Genomic DNA, 15,859 nt, shown 5'->3' on the forward strand with positions numbered 1-15,859 from the left:
GAACAGAATGAAAAAGGGCCTTTGGATAGTGATAGCAATGGGACTGATGACTGCTTGTAAATCGAGCAGTTCGTCCGTCAAAAGTGCCTCATCTTACGATTCCTATACCGAAGATCTAAGCGGGTCTCTTCCCACCTATCCAAGTTTTGAAGAGAAAGTCCAATCGCAGCAGCCTGCTGAGCCTACTACTTCCCCTCAGGCGATGGATGCACAACTGACCGACTTGGCCCTGGCTCAATATGAAAAAAATAAATCTGAGCCTTATTTCAACGGATATAAAGTTCTTGTCTACTCGGGACTCAACCGGGAGGAAGCATTTCAAACCCAAGAAGAAATCCAAGAACTTTTTCCAGAACTCAAAGCGGACCTGCAATACCAGCAGCCGCGCTATCTGGTCAAAGTAGGCCGCTATGCTTACAAAGTAGAAGCTCTCAAAAGCTTTCATTTGATCAGAACAGAATTTCCATCAGCACGGATCATTCCGGACAGGATACAAAGACAGGAATTTTCCTTGCCTACTCAAACCAACGATGCTGAAAGACAAAATTAAATCTCTGGCCAAGGCCTATAAAGAAGAAGTCATTGCCAATAGGAGACATCTCCACTCCCACCCGGAGCTTTCCTATCAAGAATTCGAAACAGCCAAATACGTAGCTTCCAAGCTGGAAGAAATCGGTATTACTGACCTTGAGAAAAAAGCAAATACTGGCTGGACAGCCTTGATCAAGGGTAAAAATCCGGAGAAAAAAGTCATAGCACTAAGAGCAGATATGGATGCCCTGCCGATTATCGAGGCCAATGAGGTACCCTACAAATCCCAGAATCCAGGTGTGATGCATGCCTGCGGTCATGATGCGCATACAGCGTCATTACTAGGAGCTGCCAAAATCCTCCATGAAGTCAAAGATCAATTTGAAGGTACAATCAAATTGATTTTCCAACCCGGCGAAGAAGTCGCTCCGGGAGGTGCTTCTTATATGATCAAAGACGGCGCTTTGGAAAACCCTAGACCCGCTGGTATCATCGGACAACACGTAATGCCTTTCATTCCTGCGGGCAAGGTGGGATTTCGTCAGGGAATCTATATGGCTTCGGCAGATGAGCTTTATATCACTGTCAAAGGTAAAGGCGGCCATGGGGCAATGCCTGAGACCTTGATAGATCCGGTCTTGATCGCATCCCATATGATAGTGGCGCTGCAGCAGGTAGTAAGCAGAGCGGCCAGCCCTAAGATTCCATCTGTTCTTTCCTTTGGAAAAGTAGAAGCTTTGGGTGCGACTAATGTTATTCCAAATGAAGTCAAGATTCAGGGTACTTTCCGTACGCTTAATGAAGACTGGAGAGCAAAAGCCCATGAAAAAATGCTTTCCATAGCCAAAGGGCTGGTAGAAGGCATGGGTGGCGAAGTGGATTTTGAGATTCGCAAAGGCTACCCTTTTTTGGAGAATGATCCAGAGTTGACTGCAAGAGCGACTACTGCGGCGAAAGCATATCTAGGAGAAGAAAACGTGGTGGATCTGGATATCTGGATGGCAGCAGAGGATTTTGCCTATTATTCGCAAGAGATCGATGGTTGCTTTTACCGATTGGGTACACGAAATGAAGCCAAAGGAATCGTTTCTGGAGTCCATACTCCTACTTTTGACATAGAAGAAGATGCTTTGGAAATAGGAGCTGGATTGATGGCATGGCTTGCCGTGGCGGAGTTGGAAAAAGCATAAACATCTCTTAATCCCTTAATTCAATTTCATCAGTATCTTAGGGCAAAATTTTCACCCATGAACAAACTCAAAACTGCGGGGATTTTTGCCCTTTTACTTTTTGTCCACAGCCAGGCATTTGCTTGGGGTCAATTGGGGCACTATCTGATCGGTCTCATGGCCGAGATGCAACTGAAGAAATCCACACTCAAAAAGGTAGAGCGTGTCATACAGCCGATGTCTCTAGGTAGAAGCGGGACTTGGATGGATGAGATTCGCTCTGATAGCACCTTTGATTATGCGACGACGTGGCATTACCTCACTTCCAAAGACGGAGAGTATGATCCAGCACATCAGGAAAAATCCGGAGATGCCTACGAGGCCATTTTGCGCATCAAAGCGGAACTGAAAAAAGGAGGTTTAAGTCCTGAAGTAGAAGCAGAGAAGCTCAAAATGCTGATTCACATGGTAGAAGATATTCATCAACCACTTCATGTCGGCACGGGTGATGATCGCGGAGGCAACGATGTGAGATTAGAGTTTTTTGGAAATCCGACCAACCTTCATGCGCTATGGGACAGTGGGATGATCGATCGCCAAGGCATGAGTTATACAGAGCTAGCTAATGAATTGTATCGAAGAATCACTCCAGACCTACAGAAGCAGTACCAGCGTGCGTCCATGCAGGATTGGCTAGCCGAAGCTGTGGCAGTGAGAGGACAGGTCTATGATCTGCCAGAATCCAAACGGATATCCTATGGATATCTCTACTATAAATATCCTGTTTTGGAAGAGAGACTAGTGGCTGCGAGTGTGCGCTTGGCCCAGATTTTAGAAGAAATTTATGGATAAGTCCATCTGAATGAAAGAAGCTTTGGCGTTGGTGTTTTTATACCAACGCCATTTTTTTATATTTAAAATCAGTTGGCCGATTTTATGAGAGTTTTTTTCACCCTGCTATCTCTTTTTGTCTCTGGATTTCTTTTTGCTCAAAACAAAGAGCTCAAAAAGGAACTGGGTAGAATGTATGCCCAGCCCGATTCTTCAGAGATTTATTTGAAACAGGGAGAAAGCAAATTGCTCACGAAGGCCGACTCAGGGATCTACTTTTATTTTTTGGCAGAGTCATACAATCTTCAGCTGCAAAATGAAGCAGCCCGAAAGGCTTTTCTGCATAGCTTGGACTACATTGATCCTACACTTAATCCGGAGCTGATTTCCTTGGCTTTTATCCGCCTGACACGGATCGAGCAGGGAGCTGGCCAATTTGAAAAAGCACTGCAATACTCTCACGATGGGATCAAACATGCAGAATATTCTCAGGATTCTAATTATTGGGCCTATCACTTACTGGATATTTCGGTCATCCATCATGACATGGAAAATTACGAGTTGGGAATAGACTATGGTAAGCAGGCCTGGGAGCTTCTGAAGTCCTATGATAAAGCCATCCCAGCCTACAAAGCCTATGCACTGAATAGTATCGCTATTAATTTTGACGATTGGAACAAGCCCGATTCGGCACTTTTCTACCATTACAAGGTGCTGGAAGATATCCAGAATCTGGATAGTTTGAATGTCGTTTTTACCTTCAACAACATCGGGAATACGCTGCTCAAGCAGCAAGAATATCTGGAGGCCCGCAAATGGATCGAAATTGCCGTAGGGCTCAATAGAAAGGATGGCTATGCTGCCTATGGATTGGCTACCAATTTTACCAACTTGGCTCACATCGCTTTCAGTCTGGGAGAATGGTCCGAAGCCAGATCATTGATGGATAGTGCAGCTCACTATGTGCAAATCAGTGAGTCGACGGAGAAGCGAAGAGACTATCTCTACGAAGAATACCGCTTTCATAAAGCAAAAGGAGAACTGTCTACGGCAATGGATTTCCTAGAGCAATATGCTTCACTCAAGGATAGTATCTTCCAAGAGGAGCGACTGCAGACCATGGGTGAGCTGGAAACACGCTATGAAGTCGAGCAAAAAGAACGTCAACTTGCAGAATCCAGAGCCTCTCTAGCGGAACATGAGTTGCTGGTCAAAAGCAGAAATAACCAGTTGCTTTTGCTCCTCATTTTCTTGCTGACAGCCTTAGGTTTGGGATTCTTCATTTACTACAGACAAAAGAATAAAAACCGACATTTGGAGCAAGAAGCCAAGCTTCAGGCGATCTATGCTGAGCAAGAAACTCAGAAGAAACTCAAAGACCAGCGTGATGCCATCGCATCCGATCTTCATGATAATATAGGCTCTCAGCTGACCTTTATAGTTTCCTCACTGGGCAATCTGAAATTTGCTGATCTCAGTAAAGAGCGGATGGCGACAAAAATTGATCAGATTTCCGGCTTTACAGTCGAGACAGTCAATGAACTGAGGGACACCATCTGGGCTATGAATAAGGAGACGATCGCTATTCAGGATCTTCAGGCCCGGATCCAAAACCTGCTGGCCAAAGCTCGTGAATCCTGTCCATCTATTCATTTTGAACTTGAAGTAGCAGCAAGCCTTGATCCTGAGCGAAAGCTCAATTCGATCGAAGGGATCAACTACTATCGGATCATCCAGGAGGCCATCAATAATGCCATCAAATATGCTGATGCCAAAATCATCACGATTCATATCTATGAAGTGGAGGGCAAGGTTCAGTTGAAAATCATGGACGATGGGAAAGGAATCGAATCGGACAATCCCTTTGGAAATGGAATGAGTACGATGCGTACCCGCGCTCAGCGGATCGGCAAGGAAATGCAAGTGACCAGTGCAAGCAATGAGGGAACAGAAATTTTAATCAAATAAATCACACATCATGTCCATACGGATTGCGATCGCCGAAGACAATTCATTTTTGCTGAAAGCCATTCTGGAAAAGCTCTCTTTTTACCCAGATTTGGAAGTGAAATTTCATGCATTAAACGGACAGGAATTTTTGGAAAAACTAGAACAGGATTCCAATATTCAGGTCATTCTCATGGATATAGAAATGCCCAAAATGACTGGCATCGAGACCGTGGCTCAGGTTTCTCAGAAGTATCCTCAGATCAAAACGATCATGTTGACAGTATTTGATGATGATGAGAATATCTTTCGATCCATTCAGGCCGGAGCCAATGGGTATTTTCTGAAGGAAGTAGATCCACCGACGCTGTATCAGGGCATCCAAGATATACTGGATGGCGGAGCTGCGATGACTCCATCTATTGCCTTGAAAGCACTCAAGTTGCTTAGAAATCCTCCTTCATTTGAGGAGCCAAAGGAAGAACTTTCCTTGACAAAGAGGGAAACGGAGATTTTGGAGCAAATAGCGAAAGGATTGAATTACAATCAAATCGGTGAAAACCTCTTCATTTCGCCTAAGACTGTCCGAAAGCATATCGAGAATATCTACCAAAAACTACAGGTTCATAGCAAACTAGAAGCAGTGCAGAAGGCTGTCAAAAACAGAATCATCGAAGGCTGATCAATCCTGGAGGCGGATTCTCCATTCTTTGGGGTAATAGTTGTTGATCCGATTGCCGAGGTTTTTGATCCAACCAATCGGTAAATTTTCGTAAGTTATCAAAACCCAGCCGATAGGCATTTCTGCGAGGTTAGGGTCATTTTTTCGGAGAAACTCCAAGGCTTGTTCCTTTGGCAAATCTACTGTCTGAAAGCCCTTTTTGGGAAGTGTCGATAGAGCCCATTCGTGGGATGGAATCCAATCAGTCTTTTGCTTTTTACCGATTTCTACCCCAAAATATCGGATACTTAGATGCTGAGTGAGTTTTTCAAAATAAGCTTTCCACTCCGAAGAGATGCGGAAGTAAGAGTCATTCAGTTGGTAATATTGGCCAGTAAGCGGAAAACCCAATTCCTCATCCAAGCTAGTGGAGTCTTTAGGGCTGACTTCTTTCAAGAAAGGATGTTTGTAGTCTTTGATCTTGCCCGGAGGCAGGGTATATGCATCATCGGGTCGTTGCATGACTGTGATGAAAAAACCCTCTCCTTCGACCAAATGGGGGTAAAATCGATAGCCATAAAATGTCCCATCGTCAGTTTGGACTTGAGTTTCCCGGATATTCCAGGCAGGGTCCAGGGGAATTCTCACGGGCTTGTAGGCAAATTCTGAGGTGAGAAATTGGATCATTTCCTCATTTTCCTGTTCATTGAATGTGCAGGTGCTATAGATCAGATAGCCACTTGCCCCAACCAAACTACCAGCTCGATCCATAATTCTCTTTTGGCGTGACGCGCAAAGTGTGACATGATCCGGGGACCATTCATTTCTGGCTTGAGGGTCTTTTCGAAACATCCCCTCTCCAGAGCAGGGTGCGTCTACCAAGACCAGATCAAAAAATCCCTCCAATGGCTCAAAATGCTCTGGATCATTGTTGCTCACCAAGGCATTGCCCAATCCCCATTTGATGATATTTTCTTTGAGAATCTGAGCTCTTGTTTGGATCACTTCATTGGCTACGAGAAATCCTTCCTTGCCCAAGTAGCTGCTTAGCAAGGTTGATTTGCCTCCCGGAGCAGCTGACAAATCCAGAAAAAGGCCTTTTGGAACCTGAAGTGACTTGAGAATGTGCTCGATAAACATGGAGGATGCCTCTTGGACATAATAAGCTCCAGCATGAAAGCTAGGATCCAGTGTAAATGAGGGCCTTTCTTTCAGAAAAAAACCAGTTTCTGTCCAGGAAATTGGCGTAGCAGATTGAGGGATCTCGTTTGTCTTGTCCGTATTGATTCGGATGGAAGTCTTGGAGTCCCGATTGATAGCCTTTTCAAAAAGATCATAGTCCACATTTCCCAGTTGGGATTTCATTTGGTTTTCAAACTCTACAGGAAGGGAGATGGACATAGTCTGGATTTTTGCCAAAGATAAAAAATTGATCCAAAGGAGTCTCAATCCCCTTTGCGCGGGTAAGATTAGTAGATTTTAATTTTTAAATTCAGAAAAATTCTAAAAATGGACCTTGTTATAAAAGTGATTGTTGCGCTGGTGGCACTCCAGCACATCTTTTTCCTTTGGTTTGAAATGTTTGCCTGGGAGACCATGGGAGCGCGACTTTTCCGCGGCAATTCGCCAGAATATTATAAAAAGACGAAAGCGATGGCAGCCAATCAAGGTTTGTACAATGGCTTTTTGGCTGCCGGGCTGATTTGGTCATTACTTTACCCGGACTCAGGTGTTGCCAGCCAACTATCCTTATTTTTCTTAGGCTGTGTCTTGGTGGCTGGACTGTATGGTGCCTACTCAGTCAGTCGGAAGATCCTTTTTATTCAAGGAGTACCTGCTCTGATTGGAATTTTGCTCATTTTAGTTGCTAATCATTAAATCAATAAACCTATTACCTATGAAATTGTATAAACTACCCAGCAACACCCTGTTGGAAATTGAATCTGAATTTAGGCTTGGACCTGAGCTGGACTGGGATGACCTTCTTGGAAGGGAAAATTTGAAATCGCTGCTATCCAAAGAAAGCATGGCTTGGGAGAAACTCTCAGCAGGAGATGCTGAAAACTTAATCCAAGAGGAACTATTGGCGCCGATGGGCAATCAGGAAATTTGGGCCGCCGGAGTGACCTACTATCGGAGCCGAACTGCCAGAATGGAAGAATCTCAAGACGCTGGTGGTGCAGATTTTTACGACAAAGTTTATGCAGCAGATCGTCCGGAGCTATTTTTTAAAGCGACTCCCTCCCGAGTTGCCGCACCTCGAGGTCAGGTGAATATTAGGAAAGATTCTACTTGGGATGTGCCTGAGCCAGAGTTGACCCTACTGATATCTCCACAAGGAAAAGTGCAAGGCTTCACCATTGGCAATGATATGAGTAGCCGAAGTATCGAAGGAGAAAATCCACTTTACCTTCCCCAAGCCAAAGTCTATCAGGGCTGTGCAGCGATAGGTCCGTGCATATTAATTCAGGATTCTTTGCCGGAAAACACCGAAATTTCATTGAAAATCTACAGGAATGGAATGTTGGCAAGTGAAGGCAAAACTAATTTGACACAATTAAAACGGAAACCACAGGAATTAGCTTCTTGGTTATTCCGAGGCAACACATTTCCAGTGGGTTGTTTTTTGATGACTGGTACTGGTATTGTTCCTGATGATTTCACTTTGGCTAAAGGAGATGAAATAGAAATTAGTATTGAAGGAATTGGTTCACTGGAGAATAAGGTTGGATTAATTTAAATTCTCTGTAGCGTTTGATGCAAAAATTTCGTGTTGATAAACAAAAGCTAAATTTTCAGATATGAGACGATTTTTACTATTCGCATTGTTGATTACTTCCTTGATATCTTGTCAGGAGAGTGAAAAACCAGCTGTCGCAGAATTTCCGCAGACATGGGTTTTCTCAGGATATTCTTCTTCTTGGGTGGCAAATCCTGAAATCACCCCAGTAGTGGATTCACTTTACTATTATGAATTGAGAAAGGATGGGACTTTCACCAAATTCATAGGAGAATTTGAGTTGGTCGGTACTTATGAAGTAGAAGATGACACTACGAATGATTCCGAATATCTTGTTTTGAAATACGATCAGGAAACCTATTTGGAAGACAGAGAGCGGGACGGCATTGGTTTGATTCATTATTGTGGTCAAGATTTTGAGCCTTTTTATTATGTGAGCTCCAATACCATTCGGGGATCATGGGGCGCATGCGATGGACCTAATTTGTATTTTGAGAGGCAATAAGGTGTTGAAAAATTCAACTGAAAAACTGAGGCTGTTTCTGAAATGAGACAGCCTTTCTTTATTTTGTGAGAATGAGTCATTTCTTTCAAAAACCTCTACAGCTTCCCCGATATGCTCAGGGCTATCATTTGATTACAGATCTGGTGGAAGATGCCATTCCTGAACTCCGTCAGATCCAAGTTGGCTTCTTGCAAGTTTTCATACAGCACACTTCTGCTGCTTTGACTATCAATGAAAATGCGGACCCAACTGTCAGAAAAGACTTCCAAACCTTTGTGAATGAATTGATTCCGGAAACTTATCCACGCTTTATCCACACTTATGAGGGTCCAGATGATATGCCTGCGCACATTAAAGCCAGTTTTTTTGATACAAGCCTTCAAATTCCCATTTCTGGTGGAAAACTCGCTTTAGGAATTTGGCAGGGGATTTATCTCTGTGAATTTCGTCGTCATGCCTCTGGTAGGAAACTACTTTTGACAGCCTTTGGAAATAGTTGATATTCTCTGAAATATCTTATTCACCATTTATAAAATTCTATAAAGCTGGTTTAAATACAATTATATTTTTGTCTTATCAGCTAAACTATGAGAATTTTATTGTCACTATGTCTCGGCATGTGTCTGCTATCCAGCGGTACGGCCCTAGGACAAGATCTGCTATCTAATGCCTTCGCTACTAAGGTAAAAGAGCCTATTTTATTGGATGGGATTTTGGACGAAGATGTCTGGAAGACTGCCGGTTGGAATGGTGACTTTATGCAATATTTTCCGTCTGACACTTCTTCAGCTGAGGCGCAGACTCGGGTCAAAATTGCCTTCGACGATCAAAACCTATATCTCGCAGCTGTGATGGAAAACACCTCCTCTGCTAGAAAATACGTTTCTACCTCCCTGAGAAGAGATTATCGCGGAGAGCAAAACGATGGCATCACCTTTATTTTTGATACGTTCAATGATAAAACGAATGCCTACCAGTTTGGGGTGAATCCCTATGGAGTGCAGCGTGAAGCACTTTTGGCTAATGGTGGGAATAGATCAGAGGATCTCAATCTGGCTTGGGACAATAAATGGTATGCCGAAGCACGAATTTTTGAAAACCATTGGCAAGTCGAAGCGATCATTCCTTTATCTACCTTGAGGTTTCAGGATGGAGGTCAAAACTGGAACATTAACTTTTACAGAATTGATAGTCATCAGGGAGAAAGGAGTACCTGGACACCCATTCCACGTAATTTTCCCATTATATCTACGGCTTTTAGCAGAAAGCTGATTTTTGAGGAGCCAATCAAGAAAAACTCAGCCAACGTCTCTCTCATTCCCTATGTGGCAGGTCGAACCTCCAAAAATTTTCTGGACGGAACTTCTGAGTCTTTGACTCCTGCTGTAGGTGGTGATGCAAAAATCGGTATCGGGCCAGCATTGAACTTGGATCTGACTTTCAATCCGGATTTTTCTCAAGTTGAGGTAGATCAGCAGGTCACGAATTTGGATCGCTTTGAAATCTTCTTCCCAGAGAGAAGGCAGTTTTTTCTAGAAAATGCGGACCTTTTTGACAGTTTTGGACAGTCTAGATCCCGGCCATTTTTCTCCAGGAGGATCGGTGTAGATATAGATTCCGCTACTGGACAGAATGTCCAAAGCAAGATCATCTACGGAGCTCGCCTCAGTGGCAAAATCAACGAAGACTGGCGTGTGGGTCTCATGAATATGCAAACTGCTACCGACGATGAGTTGGGGATTTTGGGAAAGAATTATACTGTGATGGCTTTACAAAAGAAGGTTTTCACTCGCTCTAATATTGGGCTCATCTACGTGGATCGTGAAACTCTCGATCAGGAGGGCTCCCCTTCATTTTTTGATCCGAATGCGTACAATCGACTCATCGGAATGGATTATACACTCAATTCCGCTGATGGAAAATGGAGTGGAAAAGTTTTTTACCATCGGACCTTCGAGTCAGAAGAGAAAGACGCTCCCTATTCATTCAATGCCTACATGCTTTTTAGTGATATTCATTGGAGCTGGAGCGCAAGTATTCAGAAAATCGGAATGGGCTTCAATCCTGAGGTAGGCTATGTACCGCGTGTTGATTTTACGAGATTCAATCCTGACGTGGAATATTTATTTTATCCCAAGTCTAGCAGAATTAACAGGCATGGACCGAAACTGGAATTTGAGGGGTATTGGAATGAAGATGTTGGGGTGACCGATCGGGATATCAATGCCAGTTATTCTGTTAGATTCAATTCTCTGGCGGAACTCAATCTGATTCAAAAGAATCGTTATGTGTATTTGTTTCGTGATTTTGACCCGACCAGATCCGGTGGTGAACCGCTTCCTGCAGGCACTGATTATACCACTCAAACCATTGGACTGGAGTACAGTTCTGATCCACGCAAGATGTTTAATGTGCAATTGGAAGCAGAAGCTGGGGAATATTTTACAGGAAATTTTCAGCGTATTGCCAGCGAAATGGGCTTGAGATTGGGGTATTTAGCCAATATTTCCATGAATTTCAATTACGCACGAGTCCGTCTTCCTGCTCCCCAGTCCGATGCTGATCTGATTTTGGTCGGTCCTCGCATAGATCTGACTTTTACCAAAAAATTATTCTGGACGACTTTTGTCCAGTACAACAATCAAATTGACAATCTGAATATCAACACTCGACTACAATGGAGATATGCTCCCGTTTCAGATATGTTTTTGGTTTATACCGATAATTATTTCCCGGGTGATTTTATGCCAAAACAAAGAAGTCTGGTCTTTAAGCTAAATTATTGGCTGAATATTTAGGAGTTGAAAGAGAGCCTAAATTATCCGCTTTTGCTCCTCCTTCTAAATAAGTGCCGGAAGCCTGAACTTGAAACTCAAGACTATTTTTGTCCTTGAACTGCTTTATGCTTCCTTTTTTCTCTCCAATTCTCTCGGTTTGGTTTCCAAAAACAGAAATAGCTTACGAAAGACCAGGCAACTAAATTGAATACCAAAAAATAGTAAGTCTCTGGCTCATACAATACATTCCAATTAGGAGGAAGACCCACGCGATTAACTATCCTTGAAAAAAACACATTTCCAAGTCCGAATAACAAAATTGGAATGTAATTGATTTTATAGCTGAAAAACTCCTTGATTTTATGCCAGGCAGTCATTGTTCTAAAAATTAATGCTAATTCTAGTTATGTAATTTTTTCAAGGCTTCAAAATCCGGCTTGATCATCTTCTTTCTTTTCAGTTCCAATTGATACAGGTATTCTCCGAGCTCGGAGAAGAAAGGCAAACCAAGTTCATCGTATTCATACTTGTCATCATTGAGGATTTCATCTTCATTGGAATAGACTACTGCTGAAACAAAAAATTCTACATTATTTTCAAAATCAACAAAGTAGCTTCCATCGATTAGGTAGCCGTAAGACCATCCAGTTTTATTGAAAATTCGAAATCGAGATGGGATAGCGTCTTTGGAAGTATCAAACTTGAAAAATTTGGAGTAGGAATCAGAATACTCCAGACTATCGTACTTCGGAAAGTCGCTTTCTTTTGGAAGCATACTCATGTACTTTAATACAAATTCACGCTGATCCTCCGTGATTTGGAAGCGCTCTACCTCAGGAAAAGACATCGGATACAGAATTCGCTGTACCACCCCATGCAGGTCGCTGAGTGGGAACTTGTTTTTGTAGGTGAAATCCATTGGCTCTTGGATCAGAGAGTCATTTTTGTAATGTGCTTTGCCGATATGAGGACGACTCGGCACAAAGTAGTCTACCTCCGTATGTCTCTCTGGAAGTGATAGAATGCTATTCCCTTCTTCATCTACAAATTTCACCGGATTGAAGTAGCGGTTTTCTTCTGGGCTGATTGGGAAACTCAGTCTTTGGCTGATTACTGTATTTTCAAGCCCTTTTTCTTTCAGTTTTGCATTGATATAGTCTAGCCCTAAAACTTCATAAAGTCGATTGTAGGCATCATTGTCCGAGACGATCAGGATTTTCTTGATGTAATGGCCGATGCTCGGAAGGGAATCTTTCGAAGAAAAATCTACAAACGAAGGGATCTGAGAAGCACGAACCGAGTCGATCAAAAGGGTGGTATTTCTGTCAAGATCATCGTTTTCTTGTTCGTTGAGCCACTCTAGAGCCAAAACAGCAACGGGGAGCTTGACTGTAGAAGCAGGATAGAAGTATGTTTCGTCGTTAAGATTGTATGAAAAATCCTCAAAAATAGGGTTCCCATGCTCGTTGCGATCTATTCGTGAGTAGAGGATCTGAACCTGGTATTTATCCTTCTCCGCAAGTACCTTTTTGAGAGTTGGGTAAGGATCCAAACCATCCTCAAAAGGGACATCCTGCTTATTGTTACATGAAAAAAGAACGAACAAAGCCAGCCCGAAGACTAAATGAAATTTAGATTTCATGGGATTTTAATTGGTTGAGTGTGTGAGTCAATTGCTCAATGTCTTCCGACTTATGAAAGGCAGAAATTATGATGCGGTTGACCAAGTTGCTTTCTGCAGTGGGATAGCGAAAGGAAGAAATAATAAAACCTCGCTCCTCTAGTTCTTTCGCCCAGCAATCATTCAATAGACGGAATACAGGATAATCGCGATTACCTTCTATCGCGGAAATTTCGGAGATGGCTTGATCGAATTGCGCACAATTTTGAAAAAGAATCCCCTGTTGATTTTGAATTAGATCCTGACATTCAAGAAAAGCAGCCAGATGAGCCGGAGATCCGGGGGAAGCACCTCCATAAAGTGGAGTATTTTTCAGTTGACCGAGTCTGCTCCGATCTCCCAAGATAATGCCTGCCGGCACTGCAAGACCCTTTCCAAGTGATCCGCAGACTATCAACTCAAAGCTGGGATCATTCCATTGAGAATAGGTTCCGAATAGTTTATCACCCAAAACCCCAAAAGCATGACTGTCATCGATCAATAAAGTCACGTCATGGGTTTGGGCAATTTCTTTCACCCAAGTGTAGTCATGGACTTGAGCAGTAAAAGCATCTACGGTATTTCCTATGATCAGAATTTTACTCGAATTGAGCTCTTTGGAGCGTTGGAAACATTGCTTTTTCCATTGTGTAAAATTTAATTGATTAGATGTTTGTTTTCCTTCTGGAAGAATAGCTGAATGGGCGTCAGGAGAAATCCAGATTTCATCGAATTCTCCTGCTAAAACTTGATTTATGGCGATTCCTGCCAGATATCCTGAGCTGACTACCGCGGCATCTTCAGCACCTGCCTGTTGGGAAAAAAAGGATTCGAACTCTTCATAAATCCCCAATCGGATGTTATTAAGTCTACTTTGTCCATGGTTGGAACCCCATTTTTTTAGATTTTGAGCAATGCTGTCAATGAACTCAGATACCAGTGTCATACCCAAATAGGAAGTGCCTGAGAAATACAGGTATTCTTTCTCTTTGATGTTGATTTTGGGGGTGATTCCTTGATCTAAAAAGTGGAGTTGGTCAGCCATTACTTACTTCGCGAAAATTTGAGAATCATCTTGAAAGGATTTAAACTCAAGGGCATTACCGCAAGGATCGAGGAAAAACATGGTAGCCTGCTCTCCTACTTCGCCTTGGAATCTAATGTAAGGCTCGATGACAAATTGAATTCCATTCTCTTTTAGCTTATCAGCCAATTCGTGCCATTCGTCCCAATCCAGAATCACCCCGAAATGTCGAACGGGAACATTTTTTCCATCCACTCCATTAGTGTGAGCCTGTGCTAGTTCCTCTGGCTTGATGTGAGCTGAGAGTTGGTGGCCAAAGAAATTGAAATCGATCCATTTGTCAGTACTGCGGCCGATGTCGCATCCCAACAAATCTCCGTAAAATGCTCTGGTTTCCTCAATGTCCCTAATCGGGAAAGCCAAATGGAAAGGTCTAAATTGACTCATAATATGTACTTTCGTTGCGTGATTTTTATACCTTAAAGATATGTCAAAAAAGAAGAAAGTCTCATTGGTTTTGAGTAGTGGCGGAGCGAGAGGATTGGCGCATGTGGGTGTGATAGAAGAGCTGGAATCGAGAGGGTACGAAATAGCAGAAATAGCAGGTTGCTCTGCCGGAGCTTTGGTGGGTGGCATGTATGCCTGCGGCAAATTGGAAGAGTTTAAAAATTGGATCTGTAATCTGGATCGCATTGACGTATTTTCTCTGATGGATTTTACTTTTTCCAGTAGGGGCTTTATTAAGGGTGAAAAAGTCTACGGTGAACTCAAGAAAGTGGTGGAAGACTGTCAGATTGAAGAATTGGCAGTTCCTTTTTCCTGCAATGCCGTGAATGTAATCACTGGTGAAGAGGTGATTTTCAGAGAAGGGAGTCTGTACAATGCGATCCGTGCCTCTGGGAGTATTCCTTCCGTGTTTGTGCCGGCATTGATTTCCAAAAATTCTCTCATTGATGGAGGAGTGCTTAATCCTGTTCCGATCTCGCTCCTGCGAAATCATGAAGATGAAAATATCTTACTTGTGGTGGATGTGAATGGCCTCGCCCATGAATATATCGCTCCACCTAAAAATGATCAGGAAGGGAATCGCTTTATTACCTTTCCTTCGTGGCTGATGGATTATCGGAAAAAGATGAGCCAGTTTTTTCCGGATGAGAAAGAAGCAGAAAAAGAGCCTTCTTATTCTTCTCTGAATTTGGTAAAGCGATCTTTCGACCTGCTTCAAGATAGATTCTGTGAATTATTACTGCAGCAATTTCCTGTAGATATTCAGGTGAAAGTCTCACGAAAGCAGGCAGGTACGCTTGAGTTTCATAGATCCAGCGAGCTAATAGAAATCGGCAGGATTAAGACAAAGATGGCATTGGACGATTGGGAAAATGGAAATCAATGAACTAAACCGCCTATTGGGCAATATCGATAGCTACTTGCTAGATCAGATTCTTAAGGGTCGTTTTACGAAAGACATGAGAATCCTGGATGCTGGATGTGGTGAGGGCAGGAATATGGTTTACTTGATCCGACAGGGCTATCAAATCTTTGGGATAGATCCCAATGAGACCGCAATTCAGTATTGTCGCTATCAAGCGAAGAGTTTGGATAGCGTGTACGATATCCACCGTTTTCAGCCGGGCAGTTTGGAGGCTATACCTTTTCATTCCGGGGCTTTTGATGCCTTGATTTGTTCGGCAGTTTTACACTTTGCAAGTGATGTGGACAATTTTTGGCAGATGATAAATGAGATTCATCGGGTATTGAAAGTTGGAGGAATCTTCTGGTTTCGGATGTGTACAAACATGGGCGGTATAGAGGCTCACTCTGAAAAACTAGATGAAGGAAAATATCTCTTTCCTGATGGTTCAGAGAGATTTGTGTTAGCAAAGGAAGACCTTGATAGATTAAATACCTTGGGATTTGAATGGCTGGAAACTCCTAAAACTGTGCTGGTATTGGATCAGCGGGAAATGGGTGTATTTCTGATGAAAAAGGTTAAATAACATATTGTTAAATTTAA

Annotated in this window: 16 protein-coding genes; 12 read left to right on the forward strand and 4 right to left on the reverse strand. The window is 42.8% G+C overall.

Features of this window, described 5'->3' with window-relative positions; translation table 11 throughout:
- The first annotated feature begins 7 nt into the window (after positions 1–7).
- The 5 genes from G460_RS0114300 (at position 8) to G460_RS0114320 (ending at position 5,160) form a co-directional block, all read left to right on the forward strand.
- Entirely contained in the window at positions 8–550 is a 543-nt protein-coding gene (locus G460_RS0114300) for a hypothetical protein (protein ID WP_026956003.1), read from the forward strand.
- Positions 531–1,721 carry a M20 metallopeptidase family protein gene (locus G460_RS0114305; RefSeq protein WP_026956004.1) on the forward strand — a complete coding sequence of 397 codons (1,191 nt, stop codon included), beginning with the start codon at positions 531–533 and terminating at the stop codon, positions 1,719–1,721. The genes G460_RS0114300 and G460_RS0114305 overlap by 20 nt, the downstream gene beginning before the upstream one ends.
- A gap of 57 nt (positions 1,722–1,778) precedes the next feature.
- A complete protein-coding gene (locus G460_RS0114310) occupies positions 1,779–2,552 on the forward strand; it encodes a S1/P1 nuclease (RefSeq protein WP_026956005.1) in 774 nt (257 codons plus the stop codon).
- Between the two features lie 84 nt (positions 2,553–2,636).
- A complete protein-coding gene (locus tag G460_RS0114315; protein ID WP_026956006.1) occupies positions 2,637–4,499 on the forward strand; it encodes a tetratricopeptide repeat-containing sensor histidine kinase in 1,863 nt (620 codons plus the stop codon).
- Positions 4,500–4,509: 10 nt separating this feature from the next.
- Entirely contained in the window at positions 4,510–5,160 is a 651-nt protein-coding gene (locus G460_RS0114320) for a response regulator (RefSeq protein ID WP_026956007.1), read from the forward strand.
- Here G460_RS0114320 and G460_RS0114325 read toward each other — a convergent pair whose 3' ends face one another.
- Positions 5,161–6,540, reverse strand: coding sequence for a methyltransferase RsmF C-terminal domain-like protein (locus tag G460_RS0114325; protein WP_051316055.1), 1,380 nt, complete (start codon positions 6,538–6,540; stop codon positions 5,161–5,163).
- 108 nt (positions 6,541–6,648) lie between these two features.
- Between G460_RS0114325 and G460_RS0114330 the strand changes: the two genes are divergently transcribed.
- The 5 genes from G460_RS0114330 (at position 6,649) to G460_RS0114350 (ending at position 11,182) form a co-directional block, all read left to right on the forward strand.
- A complete protein-coding gene (locus tag G460_RS0114330) occupies positions 6,649–7,017 on the forward strand; it encodes a DUF1304 domain-containing protein (RefSeq protein ID WP_026956009.1) in 369 nt (122 codons plus the stop codon).
- A 19-nt stretch (positions 7,018–7,036) separates the two neighbouring features.
- Positions 7,037–7,879, forward strand: a complete 843-nt coding sequence (locus tag G460_RS0114335) for a fumarylacetoacetate hydrolase family protein (RefSeq protein ID WP_026956010.1) — start codon at positions 7,037–7,039, stop codon at positions 7,877–7,879.
- A gap of 61 nt (positions 7,880–7,940) precedes the next feature.
- Positions 7,941–8,384, forward strand: a complete 444-nt coding sequence (locus G460_RS0114340) for a hypothetical protein (RefSeq protein WP_026956011.1) — start codon at positions 7,941–7,943, stop codon at positions 8,382–8,384.
- Positions 8,385–8,455: 71 nt separating this feature from the next.
- Positions 8,456–8,884: a secondary thiamine-phosphate synthase enzyme YjbQ gene (locus G460_RS0114345; RefSeq protein WP_026956012.1), complete on the forward strand. Its 429-nt coding sequence runs from the start codon at positions 8,456–8,458 to the stop codon at positions 8,882–8,884.
- 87 nt (positions 8,885–8,971) lie between these two features.
- On the forward strand, positions 8,972–11,182 hold the full coding sequence (locus G460_RS0114350; RefSeq protein WP_026956013.1) for a carbohydrate binding family 9 domain-containing protein: 2,211 nt from the start codon (positions 8,972–8,974) through the stop codon (positions 11,180–11,182).
- Positions 11,183–11,561: 379 nt separating this feature from the next.
- On the opposite strand, the gene G460_RS0114360 is transcribed toward G460_RS0114350, so the two are convergent.
- From G460_RS0114360 to G460_RS0114370, 3 genes are read right to left on the reverse strand one after another with little or no spacing between them, the layout of a single operon-like run.
- On the reverse strand, positions 11,562–12,803 hold the full coding sequence (locus G460_RS0114360) for a serine hydrolase (RefSeq protein ID WP_026956015.1): 1,242 nt from the start codon (positions 12,801–12,803) through the stop codon (positions 11,562–11,564).
- Positions 12,793–13,866, reverse strand: coding sequence for an aminotransferase class I/II-fold pyridoxal phosphate-dependent enzyme (locus G460_RS0114365; protein WP_026956016.1), 1,074 nt, complete (start codon positions 13,864–13,866; stop codon positions 12,793–12,795). Before G460_RS0114365 ends, G460_RS0114360 begins: the two co-directional genes overlap by 11 nt.
- A gap of 3 nt (positions 13,867–13,869) precedes the next feature.
- The gene (locus tag G460_RS0114370; protein WP_026956017.1) at positions 13,870–14,292 is read right to left on the reverse strand and encodes a VOC family protein; all 423 of its coding nucleotides are present in this window, start codon (positions 14,290–14,292) and stop codon (positions 13,870–13,872) included.
- Between the two features lie 40 nt (positions 14,293–14,332).
- On the opposite strand from G460_RS0114370, the gene G460_RS0114375 reads away from it, so the two are divergent.
- Both G460_RS0114375 and G460_RS0114380 read left to right on the forward strand, forming a co-directional pair.
- Positions 14,333–15,238 carry a patatin-like phospholipase family protein gene (locus G460_RS0114375; RefSeq protein WP_026956018.1) on the forward strand — a complete coding sequence of 302 codons (906 nt, stop codon included), beginning with the start codon at positions 14,333–14,335 and terminating at the stop codon, positions 15,236–15,238.
- Positions 15,225–15,842, forward strand: coding sequence for a class I SAM-dependent methyltransferase (locus G460_RS0114380; RefSeq protein WP_026956019.1), 618 nt, complete (start codon positions 15,225–15,227; stop codon positions 15,840–15,842). The genes G460_RS0114375 and G460_RS0114380 overlap by 14 nt, the downstream gene beginning before the upstream one ends.
- The last annotated feature ends 17 nt before the right edge of the window (positions 15,843–15,859 follow it).

It is taken from the genome of Algoriphagus vanfongensis DSM 17529, assembly GCF_000429465.1.
Taxonomy (GTDB): domain Bacteria; phylum Bacteroidota; class Bacteroidia; order Cytophagales; family Cyclobacteriaceae; genus Algoriphagus; species Algoriphagus vanfongensis.